Raw genomic sequence first — 16,928 nt, 5'->3', positions numbered from 1 at the left:
GCACAGGCCTGTGCCGACCTCGACGCAGAGTGCCGACCTCAGTGCCCAGGTGCCCTCAGCGTCCGGTGCCGGCCAGTGCCAAGTGCCGACCTCGCGCTGACAGTCGGGCAGGGTCGACGTGCGCCGCGGCGTGTGGGTGGCGCGTGATGGGATAGGCACGTGAACGGGGACGTGGACCAGGCTGTGCAGGACGGCGCGGCGGAGGGCGGTGTCGTAGAGGACGGCGTGGCGGACGACGGCGCGCTGCTCGGACTGGACGAGGTGGGCGGCGTGCCCGCGCACGGTCGGGGCACGGGCAAGGCAAAGGGCCCGCTCGACAACGCCGAGACCAACGGCATCCCCATCGCTCAGACCCTGCCGGTCGCGCGCGTCGTGCTGGACCTGCAGCCCGCGCACCTCGACCAGCCGTACGACTACCTGGTCCCCGCCACCATGGCCGACGACGCCCAGCCCGGGGTGCGGATCAAGGCGCGGTTCGGGCGGCAGGACGTGGCGGGCTACATCGTCGCGCGCCAGGAGACGTCGGACCACGACGGCCGGCTCGTCCCGCTGCGCAAGGTGGTGTCCGGCGAGCGGGTGCTGACGCCGGAGGTGCTCGAGCTGTGCCGTGCCGTGGCAGACCGCTACGCCGGCACGCTCGCCGACGTGCTGCGCCTGGCGATGCCGCCACGGCACGCGCGCGTGGAGAAGGAGCCGGCACCCGGCGGGACGACGCCGGGCGGGGCGAGCCCCCGCCCGGGCGCTTCGGACACGGGCGCTTCGGACACAGGCGCCTCGAACACGGAGGCTTCCGACACGGAGGCGTCCGAGGAGACGGCGCTGGACACTCCGTCGGACCGGGCGCCGGGCACTGCGCCGTCCGAAGCGACAGCCTCCGACCTCGCCGCCGGGAACGTCGCGCAGACGGACGCTCCTGCTGCCGCGGTGCCGGTGGTCGGTGAGCCGGCCCTCGCGCCGCCGTCGTCCGCCTGGGCCCCGTATCGCGGGGGTGAGGCGTACCTGCGCCGGATCCTCGCGGGAGAGGCGCCGCGGGCCGTGTGGTCGGCGCTTCCGGGCGTGGGTGTCGACACCGGCTCTCACGCGGACTCTCACGCCAGCTCTCACGCCGGCTCTCCCGCCGGCTCCAAGGAGACCGGAGCAGCCGCGCGGACCCCGCACTGGGCCGCCGCCGTCGCGCAGGCCGTGCGGGCGTGTACGGCGGGCGGGCGCGGGGTGCTCGTCGTCGTGCCGGACGCGCGGGACGTGGCGCGCGTGACCGCCGCCCTGTCAGACGCCTCGGAGGGCGCCGGGGTCGCCGACGACGACGTGGTGCGGCTGCTGGCCGACGACGGCCCCGCGCCCCGGTACCGGGCGTTCCTGCGGGCGCTGCGGGGCGACGCGCGGGTGGTGGTGGGGACCAGGGCCGCGATGTTCGCGCCGGTCGCCGACCTCGGTCTGGTGGTCCTGTGGGGCGACGGCGAGGAGACGCTGGCCGAGCCGCACGCCCCCTACCCTCACGCGCGCGACGTGCTGGCGCTGCGGGCCGAGCGGGAGGACGCGGCGTTCCTGCTGGGCTCGCCGGGGCGTACCGTGCAGGCGCAGGCGCTGCTCGCCTCGGGCTGGGCGCGGGAGCTCGCCGCGCCCCGGGACGTCCTGCGGGCCCGGGCGCCGCGGGTGCGGGCGCTGACGTCCGTCGAGCTGGCGCGGGACGGCGCCGCCGCCGCGGCCAGGCTCCCGTCCACCGCGTGGCGTGCCGCTCGCGAGGCCCTGGAGCGGGGCCCGGTGCTGGTGCAGGTGCCCCGCTCCGGCTACCTGCCGGTCGTCGCGTGCTCCCGCTGCCGCGTCGCCGCCCGCTGCGCGCACTGCCACGGGCCCCTGGGCCTGCCGCACGCCGACGGCGCCCCGCAGTGCACGTGGTGCGGCCGCCTGGCCGGGGGCTGGCGGTGCGAGGAGTGCGGGTGGACGGGTCTGCGGTCGGTCCGCGTGGGCTCGGCGCGCACCGCCGAGGAGCTCGGCCGCGCGTTCACGGGGGTGCCGGTGCGCCTGTCGGCGGCGTCCGCCCCGGGTGGGGTGCTCGACGCCGTCCCGGCCGCTCCCGCGCTCGTCGTCGCGACCCCCGGCGCCGAGCCCGTCGCGGACGGCGGCTACGCCATTGCGCTCCTGCTCGACGCCGCCGTGATGACCGGCGGCACCGGCCTCGCCGCGGGCACGGAGGCGCTGCACCGCTGGCTCGCGGCGGCGTCGCTGGTTCGTCCCGGGCCCGGGGGGCAGGTGCTGCTCGTGGGCGACGGCGCGCCCGGCCCCACCCAGGCCCTGGTGCGCTGGGACCCGGCCGGCTTCGCGGGGCGGGAGCTCGACGAGCGCGCCGAGCTGCACCTGCCGCCCGCCGTCCGGGTCGCCGCCGTGACGGGCGACCGCACCGCGGTGGAGGCCGTTGTCGGCCGGGTCGGGCTGCGCGAGGACCTGGGCGCGGGCTCGGGCGTGCTCGGCCCCGTCGAGATCGACCCGGAGACCCCCGGGCGGGGACCGGGCGGCCGGGGGACGGGGGCGCCGTCGGGCCGCCGGGGTGGGGGCAGCCGGAGCGGTTCGGGAAACAGCGGCGGTCCGGGAAGCGGCGGCGGCCCCGGAGCCAACAGGGGCCAGGGCGGCGGCGGCGCCGGCTTCCAGGAGCTCGACCTGCCCGTGCGGACCGTGCTGCGGGTACCGCTCGCCCAGGGCGACGAGCTCGCCCGTAGGCTCAAGGCCAGCCTCGCCGTGCGCTCCGCGCGCCGCGAGGGTGGCACCGTCCGTGTACAGCTCGACCCGAAGGAGATGCTGTGACCCCAGCCGACCACCCCTCCGACGAAACCGCTATCGACACCGTCGTCTACGACTTCGGCAACGTGCTCGTCGGGTGGGACCCCTTCGGTCCGTACGAGGGTCGCCCGCGGGCGGAGGTCGAGGCCTTCTTCGAGGCGATCGACTTCGGCTCGATCAACCACGCCGCCGACGCCGGGACGTCCTACGACGTGCTCCTGGAGCGGGTGGGCCGGACCCACCCCGAGCAGGTCGAGGACCTGCGCCGGTACGTGGAGCACTACGAGCTGTCGCTGACGGGACCCATCGAGGGGTCGGCGGAGCTGGTCGCAGAGCTGAAGGGGCTCGGGCTGCGGCTGTACGGGCTGACCAACTGGCAGGCCGAGACGTTCCACAGCGCCGAGCCCGCCGCACCGGCGATCGGGCTGATGGAGGACGTCATCGTGTCCGGCCGCGAGGGCATGGCCAAGCCGGACCGGCGCATCTTCGAGCTGGTGGTGGAGCGGTTCGGGGTGGACCCGTCCCGCGCCATCTTCATCGACGACAAGCAGGTGAACGTGGACGCCGCACGCGGGGTCGGCTTCCACGGCGTCGTGTTCACCGACACCGACGCCCTGCGCAAGGACCTGCGGGCCCTGGGGCTCCCGGTCTCCGGGTAGCGCGCGGCGGGACGCCGACGGCCGGGGCTCAGCCGGCCGGGCTCAGCCGTTCAGGGGGAGCTCGACCGTGCGCTCCCGCGTCGACGCCGCCCGCAGCTCGTCGAGCGTGGATGCGTCGACTGCCGGGTGGGAGTCGGCGGGGTCGTTCGCGGCGATCGCCTCCGCCACCGGCCAGGTGATCGCCGCGCCGTCGTGCACGTCACCCAGGAACGCGTCGTCGAACACGACGACCCACTCCGGCGGCGACCACCGCTCGGGGCCCGCATGCTCGGGGTCCGCATGGTTCAGGAACAGCACGACGTCGTCCAGCGCGAGCAGCTCCTCGGCCACACGGCCACGATCAGCCGTACCGTCGATGCCGACGCGCACCGTGACCGTGCCACCCTCGAGCATCGTCAGGTCACCGAGCGAGTCGACGACCTCGTCGACCGCGAACGTCAGGTCGATCCTCTCCAGGCTCGGGTGTGCGGGTTCGCCGGCCGTCCAGCCGGTGAGCCGGCCGACCGCGACCAGCTCGGACGCGTGCATGCCCCCGGTGTACCCGACGGACGGCAGGGCATCGCTGACCGTCTCCGGGTACCAGGCGTAGTCAGCGGTCGGAGCGGGCCGCGCGAGCACCTCGGCGAATCCTGCGCCGTAGGCGTCCGGGTCGGCGTCCGGGCCAGCGGAGCCCGGGCGTGGTGTGTCTGCCGCGCACCCGGCCAGACATCCTGCGAGTACGACGGCGCAGAACGCCGACGCCACCGGTGTGCGGAGCGGGGAGCGCTGCATCGTGGTCCTCCGAGACGTGCGGAACGCGGTGTGGAACCTGCTGTGGAACGTGCCGTGGAACCCGGTACGGCGTCTGTGTGCCAGGGAGCGCCGTCCTTGCACGCCGCGCTGTGCTCCCGTGCTGTTCTTGCTTCCCGTGCCGCTCTTGCTCCCTGCGCGGCTTTTGCTCCCTGGGGGGATGAGCCGTTCGGCGAGGGGCGAATCACCTCCCCGGGGGTGGGCGGGCGGTGCCACGCTCGCGCCATGACTTCGCCCGCCCCGCCAACGCCGTCCGCCCTGAAGACCCCGACCTCGCTGCTCGCCCGCGCCGTCCGCACCAACCCGCCGCTGGCGATCACCACGCTGCTGACGGCCGTAGTGCTGCTGGTGTGCCTCGTGGGCCTGGTGGCCGACCCGCGTCAGGTGCTCGGCGAGCCCACCTGGCTCAAGCCCACGAAGTTCGCCGTCTCGATCTGCGTGTACAGCCTCACGCTGGTCTGGTTCCTCACCTACGTCCGTGGCCGACGGCGCCTCGTGGTGACCGTCTCCTGGATCGTCGCGGCCGCGCTGCTCGTCGAGCTCGCGCTGATCGTGCTCCAGTCGGCGCGGGGGCTGCGCAGCCACTTCAACGTGAGCACCCCGCTCGACCAGACGGTGTACTTCACCATGGCGGGCGCCATCGCCACGCTCTGGGCCACCAACGTGGTCCTCGCGGTCGTGCTGCTCGCGCAGCGGCTGGACGACCCCGTGCTCGCCTGGGGCCTGCGCGGCGGCCTCGTCGTCGCCGTCGTCGGCATGGCCGTCGCCTTCCTCATGACCGACCCGACCCCCACCCAGCTCGACGCCCTGCGCGCCGGCGGCGACCGAGTGCTGATCGGCGCCCATACCGTGGGCCCGGCCGACGGCGGACCCGGACTGCCCCTGCTCGGCTGGTCCACCGTTGCCGGTGACCTGCGGGCCGCGCACTTCATCGGCATCCACGCCATGCAGGCCCTGCCGCTCGTGGCCTGGCTGCTCGCCGTCGTGCCCGCCGGCTGGCTCACGGTCCGCGACCGCACCCGGCTCGTGCAGGTCGCGGGCCGCGCGGCGCTCGCGGTCGTCCTGCTGCTGGCCTGGCAGGCCCTGCGCGGGCAGCCGCTCACCGGCCCGGACACCCTGACCCTCGCCGTGGCCGCCGCGATCGCGCTCGGGACCCTGACCGCCGCGGCGACCGTGGTGCTCACCGCCCGACGTCGGACCCCACCGAGCGAACCGGCCCGGCAGAGCCCCACACCTGGCGCACACCTAGACTGACCCGGTGCGTCTTCTCTTCGCCGGAACCCCCGAACCAGCCGTCGCCTCCCTGGAGGCCCTGCTCGCCTCGCGTCACGAGGTCGTCGCCGTCCTGACCCGCGCCGACGCGCCGTCGGGCCGCGGCCGCAAGCTCACGCCCAGCCCGGTGCGCGCCCGGGCCGAGGAGGCCGGGATCCGCGTCATCACCGACGTCCCGCGCGGGGACGAGTTCATCGCCCTGCTCGAAGAGCTCCAGGTCGACGCCGCCCCCGTCGTCGCCTACGGCCACATCCTGCGCCCCGCCGTGCTCGCCGTGCCCCGCCTCGGCTGGATCAACCTGCACTTCTCCGTGCTGCCCGCCTGGCGCGGCGCCGCCCCCGTGCAGCGCGCCCTGATCGCCGGCGACGAGGTCACCGGCGCCACCACCTTCCTGCTCGACGAGGGCATGGACACCGGCCCCGTGCTCGGCACGGCCACCGAGACCATCCGCCCCACCGACACCTCCGGCGACCTCCTCGGCCGCCTCGCCGTCTCCGGCGCCGAGCTGCTCGTCGCCACCCTCGACGCCCTCGAGGACGGCACCCTCCAGCCCCAGCCCCAGCCCGCCGACGGCGTCTCCGTCGCCGCCAAGCTCACCACCGACGACGCCCGCGTCGTCTGGACGGACCCGGCGCTCGCGGTCGACCGCCTGGTGCGCGGCTGCACGCCCGCGCCGGGCGCGTGGACCGTGCTCCCGGACGGCTCCCGCCTGGGCCTCGGGCCCGTCTCGCCGCGCCCCGACGTCACCGACCTGAGGGCGGGCGAGGTGCGCGCGCTCAAGCACGAGGTGCTGGTCGGCACGGCGACGCACGCCGTCGCGCTGGGGGAGGTGCGGCCGGTCGGCAAGAAGGCCATGCCCGCGCCCGACTGGGCCCGGGGCGGCGGCCGCGCGCTCGTCGAGGCCGGGCTCGTGCTGGGCGGGACGACGCCGGACGGGACGACGCCGGGCGGGATGACGCCGGACGGGACGGCGGCAGGCACGTCGGCCACCGGTGCGGCGTCGGCCCCGAGCACGACGGGGGCCTCCGCATGAGCGGCTACGACGTCGACCGCGGCGGTGCCGGCGGCAGTGGAAGTGGGAGTGGCAGCGGCGGCGGCCGCCGGGACTTCGGCGACGAGCGCCGCAGCTCCGCGGGCCGGCAGCGCTCCGCGTCGCGGTCCCGGGGCGACCGGTCCCGCACGTCGCAGGCGCCCTCGGAGCGCCGCAAGGGCACCGATCCGGCGCGCATGGCTGCCTTCGACGTGCTGCGCGAGGTCGACGAGTCCGACGCCTACGCGAACCTGGTGCTGCCCCCGCTGCTGCGGGAGCGGCGGATCCGCGGTCGCGACGCCGGCTTCGCGACCGAGCTCACCTACGGCACGCTGCGGATGCGCGGCCGGTACGACTCGATCCTGGCGACGTGCGTCGACCGCCCGCTGTCGGGCCTGGACTCTGCGCTGCTGGACGTGCTGCGGCTCGGCGCGCACCAGCTCCTCGGCATGCGGGTGCCCGGGCACGCCGCGGTCTCGGAGACGGTCGGGCTCGCGCGCAACCGGGTGGGCGCCGGGCCCGCGCAGATGGTGAACGCAGTGCTCCGCCGGGTCTCCGAGCGGCCGCTCGACGAGTGGCTGTCGATCCTGGAGAAGGAGGCGCCGGACGCCCTGAGCGGCCTCGCGACCGCCGAGTCGCACCCGCTGTGGATCGCCCGTGCGCTGCGGGAGGCGCTGGCGGGCAACGGGCGCGGCGTCGACGAGCTCGGTGACCTGCTGGCCGCCGACAATGCCGCCCCGCGCGTCACCCTCGTGGCGCGGCCGGGCCTGGTGGAGACCTCCGACGAGGACGCCTGGGGCGACGTCGACCTGGTCGCCGGCAGGTGGGCGCCGACGGCGCTGCGCCTGGAGGGTTCGGACCCGTCCGGCATCCCCGCGATCCGGTCGGGCCTCGCGGGCGTGCAGGACGAGGGCTCGCAGCTCGTCACCCTGGCACTGGCCGCCGTGCCCGTCGAGGGCGACGACCGGCGCTGGCTGGACCTGTGCGCCGGCCCGGGCGGCAAGGCCGCACTGCTCGGCGCCCTGGCCGCCGAGCGCGGCGCGACCCTGGTCGCGAACGAGGTGGCGCCGCACCGGGCCCGCCTGGTCGCGGGGGCCTTGGCGGCGCTGCCCGACGGCGTGGTCGAGGAGGTGCGCACCGGAGACGGGCGCGAGGTCGGCACGGAGGAGCCCGGCGCCTACGACCGCGTGCTGGTCGACGCGCCGTGCACCGGCCTGGGTGCGCTGCGCCGCCGGCCGGAGAGCCGGTGGCGGCGGACGCCGTCGGACCTGGCGGCCCTCACCGCGCTGCAGCGGGAGCTGCTCGCCTCGGCGCTGGACGCTGTCCGGCCCGGGGGAGTGGTGGCGTACGTGACGTGCTCGCCGCACCTGGCCGAGACGCACCTCGTGGTCGCCGACGTGCTGAAGAAGCGCGCCGACGTCGAGCGGCTGGACACCCCGGCCGCGGTGCGGTCCGCGGTGCGCCCGGGCGCCGACATCCCGCTGGCGGACCGTGACGACGTGCAGCTCTGGCCGCACGTGCACGGGACGGACGCGATGCACCTGACGCTGCTGCGCCGCACGAACTGAGTCCGGTGGCGGTGCGGGATCGAGCTCTGAGCCTGTGCCGCGCGCAGGGACGGACTCAGGATCGGACAGCCGTGGGTCCGGACCTGGTAGCCCGGGCCCGGCGAATCAGTGTCCTGCCGGCCACGGTCACGGCCCCGCCTGCGGCTACCAGGACCGCAACGTAGAGCGCGGCGTACGCCCACGGCCCTTGACCCTCCGGTCCGGCCAGCCGGGCGTTCGCCGGCGCTGCCGGTTCGTACACGACGTCGACGGCGTCACCCTCGAAGAACGCGCCCTCCCGCACCGGTACCTGGGCGCTCTGCAGAGTCCCGTCCTGGACCGGGAACCGGACCTCGAGCTCGCCGCCGTCGTACCAGGTGCTCTTCACGACCGTCGCCTGCGCCTCGACACCCGAGGCGCGCAGTGCCAGTGCGTCGCCGACCGCGGTCACCGTCAGCAGGCCGGCCACCGCCACGCCCAGCGCGGGCGCGAAGATCAGTAGGAGCACGATCCGCGGTGTCCTCCATCTGTCAAGCAGGCCCGAGGCGTGCCCTGTCCGAGCCCGGGCGTCGGGCGAGGTACGGTGATGCCGCGACGTCCGGGCGCGCCGGAACAGCTCCCTCGCTGCGGCGAACCCGCGGGCGAGGGTCACCAGCGCGAGCAGGTCGAGTCCCACGACGAGCAACACCCAGCCGTCCACCATCGGTTCGTCGGCGGCGACGACCCGGCCTGGGGCGTGAGGGTCGTAGATCACGTCGATCCGGTCGTTGAAGCGGAGGTCGCCCGGCGTGCGGCTGAGTGTCGCCTCGAAGTACGGCGGGTCGTCGGGCCTGACGATCACCTTGTCGGGCCCGCGGCGCACCCAGTCGTAGCCGACCACCCAGGCGTCGACCCGCATACCCCGGTCCGCGAGGATCTGCCGGTCCAGGAGATAGTCGAACGTGACGAGCCCCAAGAGGGCCGAGAAGACGAGGGCGGTGCAGAGCGTCAACGCCAGGCTACTGGTGGTCGACGCCCTGAGGGTCCCGAGGCCGAGGTGCACTACGTGTTGCCTGGTGGCTGAGTCGCGCAGGGAGACTAGCGGCGTCCTCCCGTCGCGAGGCCGGGACCCGGCCAGGCGGTCGGGTGAACTTCCTACACGCCCGCAGGCGGCCACACGCCGAGGATCACGGCCATGACCAGGATCGTGACCAGCTCGTGCGCCAGGTTCAGGGTGGTGAGCTGCGGCGGACGGCCCTCGAAGGCGTCGTGGGTGATGAAGCGGGCCGCGGTGAAGCCGACCCAGAGCAGCACGGCCGTCACGACCGACGCCGTGAAGAAGCTCCCCTCGTAGAAGACCCACGAGATGTAGACGGCGCCGGCCAGTACCCACGCCGTCAGGAAGCTGACGATCACCGTCACGACGATGGGCCAGATCCCTGCGGCCCGAGCGGCTTCGGGATCGACCTTCGCCAGCCGCATCCAGCGGGTGCCGAACACGCGGGGGGTGTACCAGACCGAGCCCACGACGAGCGTGGACAGCGTGGCCACGATCACGGCCCAGTAGTTCACGTCGGGGATCATCGGTGCTCCCGGTCGCTCCATGCGGACTGGTTGGGTGGCGAGGTGCGGCGCCAGGATGCGGCGGCGCGTTCGGTGGCCCGGAGAACCGGGCCCTACGCTGGCATCATGGCAGCACTCATCGCCCCCAGCATCCTGTCCGCCGACTTCGCGAACCTCGAGCGCGACCTCGGCCGGATCGCCTCCGCGGACTACGCGCACGTCGACGTCATGGACAACCATTTCGTGCCCAACCTGACGCTGGGGCTGCCGATCTTCGAGCGGCTCGCCAAGGTGTCGCCGATCCCGCTCGACGCCCACCTCATGATCGAGAACCCGGACCGGTGGGCGCCGGCGTTCGCGGAGGCGGGGGCGGCGTCGGTCACCTTCCACGCGGAGGCCGCGCAGGCACCCGTCCGCCTGGCCCGGGAGCTGCACCGGCTCGGCGCGCGCGCCGGGGTGGCGCTGCGTCCGGCCACGCCGGTGGAGCCGTTCCTCGACCTGCTGGCCGAGATCGACATGATCCTCGTGATGACGGTCGAGCCGGGGTTCGGCGGGCAGTCGTTCATCGAGGGCACGCTGCCCAAGATCCGGCGGGCGCGGCAGGCCGTGAGCGAGTCCGGGCTGGACGTGTGGATCCAGGTCGACGGGGGAGTGTCCCGGGACACGATCGAGCGTGCGGCCGACGCCGGCGCGAACGTCTTCGTGGCGGGCTCCGCGGTGTACGGAGCCGAGGACATCCCGGCGGAGATCGCGACGCTCCGCGAGCTGGCGACCAAGCACACCCACTGACCCCGGCCGCCCCCGGCCGACCCGGCCGTTGAGTGCTGGGTATTCGTGCGTTTTCCTGCCTCAGGAGCGCAAATACCCAGCACTCAACGCTCGTCTCTTGGTTGGAAATAGTGTGCCAAGCGCGTTGGGTTGCCCGCACCGGTCCGCGCGCGTCGCACCGCCCCGGTGGGGGAGGGCGGCCCTACTTTCGGCCGGTCGGAAGACCGGTCCGTGGGCCGATGACCTCGCACAGCGAGGCCGGGATGCTCGGTACATGACGACACCCGACGCGGCACCTGACGCAGCATCCGAGGCGGCAGCAGTCCCTGAGACCGCAGCCGGGACCGCATCCCAGACGACGTTCGAGACGCCGTCCAGGCGCGCCCGGCGCCACACCTGGCTCGTTCCTGCGGGACTGCTGCTCCTGTCGGTGATCCCGGCGCTCGGCGGCTCCGCGCGGCTCGCGGAGCTCGCCTCCGACCCGGTGCTGACCGAGGAGAACGCGCGGTTCGTGACCCAGTCGCTGCCCGTCGTCGTGCACATCGTGTGCGTGACCGTCTACAGCATGCTGGGCGCGTTCCAGTTCGTGCCGGCCCTGCGCCGCCGCCGCTGGCACCGGTGGGCCGGGCGGGTGCTCGCCCCGGCTGGCGTCGGCGTCGCCCTGACCGGGCTCTGGATGACGGCGTTCTACGACCTGCCGGTCAAGGACACGGTCGTGGTCAACGGCATGCGCTACCTCGTGGGCACCACCATGCTGGCGGCGATCGCGCTGGGGGTCCGGGCGGCCCTGCGCCGCGACTACGCCACCCACTCCGCGTGGATGACGCGCGCGTACGCGCTGGCCATGGGCGCCGGGACCCAGGGGCTGCTGCTCGGGCCCCTCGTGCTGGTCACGGGGAGCCTGGACCCCGTGACCAACTCGATCGGGCTGACCGCCGGCTGGGTGATCAACATCGCGGTGGCCGAGTGGGTGATCCACCGGCGCCGGCTCCGGGAGCACAGATGACGGGGCGCGTGACGGGAGCGCGTGTGACGCAGACCATGGCCGCACGCGACGCGACCTGTGGCATGCTGGCGAGCAGCAGTACGCACACACGTGCTCCGGGGTCGGTGTAATTCCGAGCCGGCGGTTACAGTCCGCGACCCGCGTCCGTCCGCAAGGACGGGCCGGTTGACCTGGTGGAACTCCAGGACCGACGGTGAAAGTCCGGATGGGAGGAAGCACGTGCGGCGGAGCCGTCCCCTGGGGCGTGCTACGTCGTGACGTCGTGCGCGCGAGCAGGGCCTTCGGGCTCCTGACTCGCGTACCCGTCGTCCAGCCCCGGAGCGCCGACGCTCGGGGAGGACGGCATGAATCAGGCACCGATCGGACCGGACGGTCTCCAGGCCGCGATGCGCCGCGCCCTCGCGCTGGCGCGGCTGGGCCCGGCGTACGGGCCCAACCCGCGCGTCGGCTGTGTGCTCCTGGACCCCGACGGCGGCACCGTCGCGGAGGGTTACCACCGCGGCGCCGGCACCCCGCACGCCGAGGCCGCCGCCCTGGCGGACGCCCGGTCCCGCGGTGTGGACCCGCGCGGCACGACGGCGGTCGTGACCCTGGAGCCCTGCGCGCACCACGGCCGCACCGGCCCCTGCGCGGACGCCCTGATCGATGCGGGCGTCGCCGCGGTGCACGTGGCGGTCGGGGACCCGAACCCCGTCGCGACGGGCGGCGCGACCAGGCTCCGGGACGCGGGCGTCCCGGTGTCCGTCGGCCTCCTCTCCGACGACGGCGAGGAGCTGCTGCGCCCCTGGCTGCACGCCGTCCGCACCGGCCGTCCCTACGTGACCCTCAAGCTCGCCACCAGTCTGGACGGCCGGGTCGCCGCCGTGGACGGGACCAGCCGCTGGATCACCGGCGACCGGGCCCGCGCGCACGCCCACACGGTCCGCGCGCAGGTCGACGCGATCGCCGTCGGCTCGGGCACCGCCCTCGTCGACGACCCGTCGCTGACCGCCCGCCGGGCCGACGGCAGCCTCTTCGAGCACCAGCCGCTCCGCGTGGTCCTCGGCCGTCGCGAGGTGCCCGACGACGCCCGCCTGCGCGGGCCCGGCGGTCCGCTGCTGCACCTGCCCACCCACGACCTCGACGCCGCGCTGCGCGAGCTCGGCGGCCGGGAGGTGCGCCACCTGCTCGTGGAGGGCGGCCCCACGCTGGCCACGGCGCTGCTGGCCGCGGACCTCGTCGACGAGCTGCACGCCCACGTCGCCCCGGTGCTGCTCGGCGCGGGCGCCACCGCCGTCGGCGACCTCGGCGTGACCACGATCGGCGAGGCCGCGCGCTTCGCGACCGACGACGTGACCCGGCTCGGCGACGACGTGCTGCTGGTCGCGCGCCGGCTCAAGCCTGCTGAGGCCCAGCCCCCGCAAGACCAGTCCGCTGAAGACAACACCGCAGCAGACAACACCGCAGCAGACCACACCGCGGCAGACAACACCGCAGCAGACAACACCGCAGCAGACCACACCGCAGCCCTTTCCGCTCAGGACGGCCGCCCCGGCCGGCGCACCCAGGAGGAGATCTGATGTTCACCGGAATCGTCGAGGAGCTCGGCTCCGTCGTCGCGCTCGTCCGCCCCGACGGCCCGGCCGGCGCCGACGCCACGTCCGGCACGGACGCCGTCGCGCCCGACGCCGTCCTGACCGTCGCGGGGCCGCTCGCCACGTCCGACGCCCGTCCCGGCGACTCGATCGCCGTCGACGGCGTGTGCCTGACCGTCACCTCCGTGGCCGACGGCGCGTTCGTGGCCGAGGTGATGCCCGAGACGCTGCGGCGGACGTCGCTCGGCGGCCTGGTGCCCGGCGCCCGGGTCAACCTGGAGCGGGCGCTGCCGGCGAACGGCCGCCTGGGTGGGCACGTGGTCCAGGGGCACGTGGACGGCGTGGCCGTGCTCGTGCGGCGCACGCCCGGCCCGCGCTGGGACGACCTGGAGTTCTCCGCCCCCGCCGCCCTGACCCGGTACGTCGCGGAGAAGGGCTCCGTGGCGCTGTCGGGGGTCTCGCTCACGGTGACGTGGGTGTCGGACGACGGGTTCGGCGTCTCGCTCATCCCGACCACGCTCGCCGCCACCACGCTGGGCCGGCTGGTCCCGGGGGACTCCGTCAACGTGGAGGTCGACGTGCTCGCGAAGTACGTCGAACGCCTCATGGCGAACGGGATCGCGCGATGACCGGCGTGCGGGCGGCGGACCGCGCGGCCACGGAAGCGGATGCCGCGGACGCGCTTGGCACGACCGCTGCGACCACAGAGGCTGTGACCACGGGACTCGTGGAGCGCGCTCTCGCCGAGCTTGCTGCCGGGCGGCCCGTGCTGGTCGCGGACGACGCCGGCCGGGAGAACGAGGTGGACGCCGTGCTGGCCGCCGGCGTCGCGACGGCGGAGTGGGTGGCGTGGACCGTGCGGCACTCGTCGGGCTATCTCTGCGCGCCCATGCCGGCGCACCGGGCCGACGCCCTGGAGCTCCCGCTGATGGTGGAGCGCAGCGAGGACCCGCGCGGCACGGCCTACACGGTGTCGGTCGACGCCGTGGGGGTGTCGACGGGCATCTCCGCCGCGGACCGGGCGCTGACGCTGCGGGTCCTCGGTGACCCGGGTTCGGGCGCGCGCGACCTGATCCGGCCCGGGCACGTGCTGCCGCTGCGGGCCCGCCCCGGCGGTGTGCTGGAGCGGGCGGGGCACACCGAGGCCGCGGTGGACCTGGTGCGGCTGGCGGGCAGGACGACGGATGCGGGTCCCGACCTCGGCGAGGTGGGCGCCATCGCCGAGCTGGTCCGGGACGACGGCGCCATGATGCGCCTGCCCGAGGCGCAGGCGCTGGCGCGGGAGTACGGGCTCGTGGTGCTGACGGTCGCCGACCTGGTCGCGTGGCGGCGGGAGCACGATGTTCCGTCGGCCGCGGCCGCGGAGCTCGGCACCGCGGAGCCGCGCACGCCGATCTCAGGTGTTCCGGGTGGCGGACGTCGCACGGACCCCTGGGTGGAACGGGTCGCGGAGGCCGCCCTGCCGACCCAGTACGGCGACTTCCGGGTGGTGGCGTACCGCGACCTGCGTTCGGGCGCGGAGCACCTGGCCCTGATGCCGGTGGCCCCGGCTGCGGCTACGGCGACTGCGGCCCCGCTGGTGCGGGTGCACTCCGAGTGCCTCACGGGCGACGGCCTGGGCTCCCTGCGCTGCGACTGCGGCCCGCAGCTCGAGGCCTCGCTGCGGGCGGTGGCCGCCGAGGGCGGCGCCGTCGTGTACCTGCGCGGGCACGAGGGCCGCGGGATCGGTCTCGCGGCCAAGATCCAGGCGTACGCGCTGCAGGACGCCGGGCTGGACACCGTGGAGGCCAACGTCGAGCTCGGGCTGCCGGTGGACGCGCGCGAGTACGGCGCGGCGTCGGCGATCCTCGCGGACCTCGGCCTGGACGGGGTGACTCTCCTGACCAACAACCCGGAGAAGGTGACGGGCCTGCGCGCGGCGGGCACGGACGTCGTCGGGCGGCGCGGGCTGGTGGTGGGGCACGGCGTGCACAACCACCGCTACCTGGAGACCAAGCGGCTGGTGATGGGGCACTACACGAACGACCATGCGGGCCAGAGCGAGCGCCAGTACGAGAACGAGCACCAGAACCAGAACGAGGACCAGAGCGAGCACGAGCACGAAGGAGCATGCGCATGAGCGGGGCAGGAGCACCGAAGGTGACGGTCGACGGTACGGGGCTGCGGGTCGTGGTGATCGCGGCGAGCTGGCACGAGCAGGTGATGGACGGCCTGCTGGCCGGCGCGCGGCGAGCCCTGGCGGCGTCGGGCGCCGAGTGGACGGAGCTGCGGGTTCCCGGCTCGTTCGAGCTGCCGGTGGCCGCGGCGCGGGCGGCCGGCGTGGGCGGGGGACCGGCCGCGGACGCCGTCGTCGCGCTGGGCGTCGTGATCCGCGGGGGAACGCCGCACTTCGAGTACGTGTGCTCGGCGGCGACGTCGGGCCTGACGGACGTGAGCGTGCGCACCGGGGTGCCGGTCGGTTTCGGTGTGCTGACGTGCGACACCGAGCAGCAGGCGCTGGACCGCGCCGGTCTGGAGGGGTCGAGCGAGGACAAGGGCGCGGAGGCCGTGGAGGCGGCGATCGCGACGGCGGTGACGCTGCGGAGCCTCGCGGGCACCGCGGTCTGACTTCGGCTGGCCGGCTGGGCTGACGCGGCCGGCTTGACGTGCGTGGGCGCCGTCCGAACCCCTCGGACGGCGCCCACATCTCTTTCGATACCTGTGGTCTCCCGAGATTAATGGTGTGCCAAGCGCCTAAAGACCACCCGAGACCGGGTAAGACGACTCACCACCCGGCCACAAGAAAGAGCCTGGAAAAACGGGGCGCGCGAAAGAGTGGGCGCGCTCGGCACATTGACCGGGCATGAGGACATCACGCGCCCGGCGCGCAGCGGCGGTACTGGTGACGACGGCTCTGACGGGAGCGATGGCGGGCGGCCTGGTGGGCTGTGCCGATCCCGGACAAGCCGGCGGCTCGCCGGCCCCGGCTGAGGGAACAGCTGAGGGAGCCGCCGGGGGAGCCGCCGGGGGAGTGTCGGAGGAAGCACCCGAGGAGACCTCCGACGACCTGCTCGAAGGGTTGCCCGGGGGCGGCGTGGCGTGCGTCGACTGGGTGCGCTTCCTCGATCCGGTCGAGGCTGCTTCCGACGCCGGCGCGGTGTTGCTCGGCACCGTGGTGGAGCGGGACGGCACGGCGCGGGTGTTCGGCGTGGAGGCGCACCGCTGGCTGTTCCAGGTGGACGAGGTGCTGGAGCGGCCCGCCCCCGGCGACTCGGGCGTGCACCCGGGCGCGGAGCCGCCGCCCGAGCTCGAGGTCTCGGCGGGGGAGCAGATCTCGATCGTCTCGACGCCGGAGACGTGCGGGGGAGCGGACAACCCGTATCCCGGCGGCGACCCGCTCGACCCGGCCACGCACAGTGGTACCGACAGTGGCACAGGCGGCGGCACGGGCAGCGTGATCGTGCTGCTGTCCGGCTCCACGGACGACGGGTCGACGGGCGAGCCGGTGGGCTTCCAGCTCCTCACGCCGTACCAGGGGGTCGTGGTCCCGGAGGCCGACGGATCGCTGCCGGCGGAGTGGCCGACGACCCCGTGAGCGGTCCCGCGCGTGTCCTTCGGCGTGGCGCGCCGAACGAGAGTCTGGCCACAACGTGGGACGGCAAGGGGTAGTGCCCCCCTCGCCCGACTAGGCTGGGCAGGTGAAGACCTTCGAGACCCTGTTCGCCGAGCTGACCGAGAAGGCCGAGACCCGTCCCGCGGGTTCGGGCACCGTGGCCCAGCTGGATGCGGGAGTCCATGCGATCGGCAAGAAGGTCGTGGAGGAGGCCGCAGAGGTCTGGATGGCGGCCGAGTACCAGTCGGACAGCGAGACCGCGGAAGAGATCTCGCAGCTCCTGTACCACCTGCAGGTCCTGATGGTCGCCAAGGGACTGACCCTCGAGGACGTGTACACGCATCTGTGACCCGGCCCCGGGAGGGCTCGACCAC

16 protein-coding genes and 1 riboswitch are annotated in these 16,928 nt (G+C 74.7%); of the genes, 13 read left to right on the top strand and 3 right to left on the bottom strand.

Annotated elements, in window-relative coordinates:
• The first annotated feature begins 159 nt into the window (after nucleotides 1-159).
• Nucleotides 160-2,799, top strand: coding sequence for a primosomal protein N' (locus tag ACFWEJ_RS17385; RefSeq protein ID WP_377230465.1), 2,640 nt, complete (start codon nucleotides 160-162; stop codon nucleotides 2,797-2,799).
• On the top strand, nucleotides 2,796-3,434 hold the full coding sequence (locus tag ACFWEJ_RS17380; RefSeq protein ID WP_377230464.1) for an HAD family hydrolase: 639 nt from the start codon (nucleotides 2,796-2,798) through the stop codon (nucleotides 3,432-3,434). The genes ACFWEJ_RS17385 and ACFWEJ_RS17380 overlap by 4 nt, the downstream gene beginning before the upstream one ends.
• Before the next feature lie 42 nt (nucleotides 3,435-3,476).
• Here the strand turns inward: ACFWEJ_RS17380 and ACFWEJ_RS17375 are convergent, their stop codons facing one another.
• Nucleotides 3,477-4,205, bottom strand: a complete 729-nt coding sequence (locus ACFWEJ_RS17375) for a hypothetical protein (RefSeq protein WP_377230463.1) — start codon at nucleotides 4,203-4,205, stop codon at nucleotides 3,477-3,479.
• A gap of 243 nt (nucleotides 4,206-4,448) precedes the next feature.
• On the opposite strand from ACFWEJ_RS17375, the gene ACFWEJ_RS17370 reads away from it, so the two are divergent.
• Genes ACFWEJ_RS17370 through ACFWEJ_RS17360 form a run of 3 tightly spaced genes read left to right on the top strand, consistent with a single transcriptional unit; the run spans nucleotide 4,449 to nucleotide 8,093 of the window.
• On the top strand, nucleotides 4,449-5,477 hold the full coding sequence (locus ACFWEJ_RS17370) for a hypothetical protein (protein WP_377230462.1): 1,029 nt from the start codon (nucleotides 4,449-4,451) through the stop codon (nucleotides 5,475-5,477).
• A 4-nt stretch (nucleotides 5,478-5,481) separates the two neighbouring features.
• Nucleotides 5,482-6,528, top strand: coding sequence for a methionyl-tRNA formyltransferase (gene fmt / locus ACFWEJ_RS17365; RefSeq protein ID WP_377230461.1), 1,047 nt, complete (start codon nucleotides 5,482-5,484; stop codon nucleotides 6,526-6,528).
• On the top strand, nucleotides 6,525-8,093 hold the full coding sequence (locus tag ACFWEJ_RS17360; protein ID WP_377230460.1) for an RsmB/NOP family class I SAM-dependent RNA methyltransferase: 1,569 nt from the start codon (nucleotides 6,525-6,527) through the stop codon (nucleotides 8,091-8,093). The genes fmt and ACFWEJ_RS17360 overlap by 4 nt, the downstream gene beginning before the upstream one ends.
• A 55-nt stretch (nucleotides 8,094-8,148) precedes the next feature.
• Here the strand turns inward: ACFWEJ_RS17360 and ACFWEJ_RS17355 are convergent, their stop codons facing one another.
• Together ACFWEJ_RS17355 and ACFWEJ_RS17350 are read right to left on the bottom strand one after the other, a co-directional pair.
• Nucleotides 8,149-9,063, bottom strand: a complete 915-nt coding sequence (locus ACFWEJ_RS17355; RefSeq protein ID WP_377230459.1) for a hypothetical protein — start codon at nucleotides 9,061-9,063, stop codon at nucleotides 8,149-8,151.
• Between the two features lie 143 nt (nucleotides 9,064-9,206).
• Nucleotides 9,207-9,635, bottom strand: coding sequence for a DUF1761 domain-containing protein (locus ACFWEJ_RS17350; protein WP_377230458.1), 429 nt, complete (start codon nucleotides 9,633-9,635; stop codon nucleotides 9,207-9,209).
• A 105-nt stretch (nucleotides 9,636-9,740) separates the two neighbouring features.
• Here ACFWEJ_RS17350 and rpe point away from each other — a divergent pair, with 105 nt between their 5' ends.
• The 8 genes from rpe (at nucleotide 9,741) to ACFWEJ_RS17310 (ending at nucleotide 16,903) form a co-directional block, all read left to right on the top strand.
• The gene (gene rpe, locus ACFWEJ_RS17345) at nucleotides 9,741-10,403 is read left to right on the top strand and encodes a ribulose-phosphate 3-epimerase (RefSeq protein WP_377230457.1); all 663 of its coding nucleotides are present in this window, start codon (nucleotides 9,741-9,743) and stop codon (nucleotides 10,401-10,403) included.
• A 253-nt stretch (nucleotides 10,404-10,656) separates the two neighbouring features.
• Entirely contained in the window at nucleotides 10,657-11,388 is a 732-nt protein-coding gene (locus ACFWEJ_RS17340) for a DUF2306 domain-containing protein (protein WP_377230456.1), read from the top strand.
• An 86-nt stretch (nucleotides 11,389-11,474) separates the two neighbouring features.
• Nucleotides 11,475-11,611: riboswitch (FMN riboswitch) on the top strand.
• A gap of 121 nt (nucleotides 11,612-11,732) precedes the next feature.
• The gene (ribD, locus tag ACFWEJ_RS17335; protein WP_377230455.1) at nucleotides 11,733-12,947 is read left to right on the top strand and encodes a bifunctional diaminohydroxyphosphoribosylaminopyrimidine deaminase/5-amino-6-(5-phosphoribosylamino)uracil reductase RibD; all 1,215 of its coding nucleotides are present in this window, start codon (nucleotides 11,733-11,735) and stop codon (nucleotides 12,945-12,947) included.
• Nucleotides 12,947-13,591, top strand: a complete 645-nt coding sequence (locus tag ACFWEJ_RS17330; protein WP_377230454.1) for a riboflavin synthase — start codon at nucleotides 12,947-12,949, stop codon at nucleotides 13,589-13,591. The genes ribD and ACFWEJ_RS17330 overlap by 1 nt, the downstream gene beginning before the upstream one ends.
• Nucleotides 13,588-15,081 (top strand): GTP cyclohydrolase II, encoded by a 1,494-nt coding sequence (ribA, locus tag ACFWEJ_RS17325; protein WP_377230453.1) that lies wholly within the window; start codon nucleotides 13,588-13,590, stop codon nucleotides 15,079-15,081. Before ACFWEJ_RS17330 ends, ribA begins: the two co-directional genes overlap by 4 nt.
• Nucleotides 15,078-15,569, top strand: a complete 492-nt coding sequence (gene ribH / locus ACFWEJ_RS17320) for a 6,7-dimethyl-8-ribityllumazine synthase (protein ID WP_377230452.1) — start codon at nucleotides 15,078-15,080, stop codon at nucleotides 15,567-15,569. The genes ribA and ribH overlap by 4 nt, the downstream gene beginning before the upstream one ends.
• Nucleotides 15,570-15,972: 403 nt before the next feature.
• Nucleotides 15,973-16,536, top strand: coding sequence for a hypothetical protein (locus ACFWEJ_RS17315; RefSeq protein ID WP_377230451.1), 564 nt, complete (start codon nucleotides 15,973-15,975; stop codon nucleotides 16,534-16,536).
• Nucleotides 16,537-16,639: 103 nt separating this feature from the next.
• Nucleotides 16,640-16,903 (top strand): phosphoribosyl-ATP diphosphatase, encoded by a 264-nt coding sequence (locus tag ACFWEJ_RS17310; protein WP_108494143.1) that lies wholly within the window; start codon nucleotides 16,640-16,642, stop codon nucleotides 16,901-16,903.
• The last annotated feature ends 25 nt before the right edge of the window (nucleotides 16,904-16,928 follow it).

Source organism: Promicromonospora sp. NPDC060204, from assembly GCF_042728455.1.
Lineage (GTDB): Bacteria > Actinomycetota > Actinomycetes > Actinomycetales > Cellulomonadaceae > Promicromonospora.
This window is presented reverse-complemented; position numbering and strand designations above follow the sequence as displayed.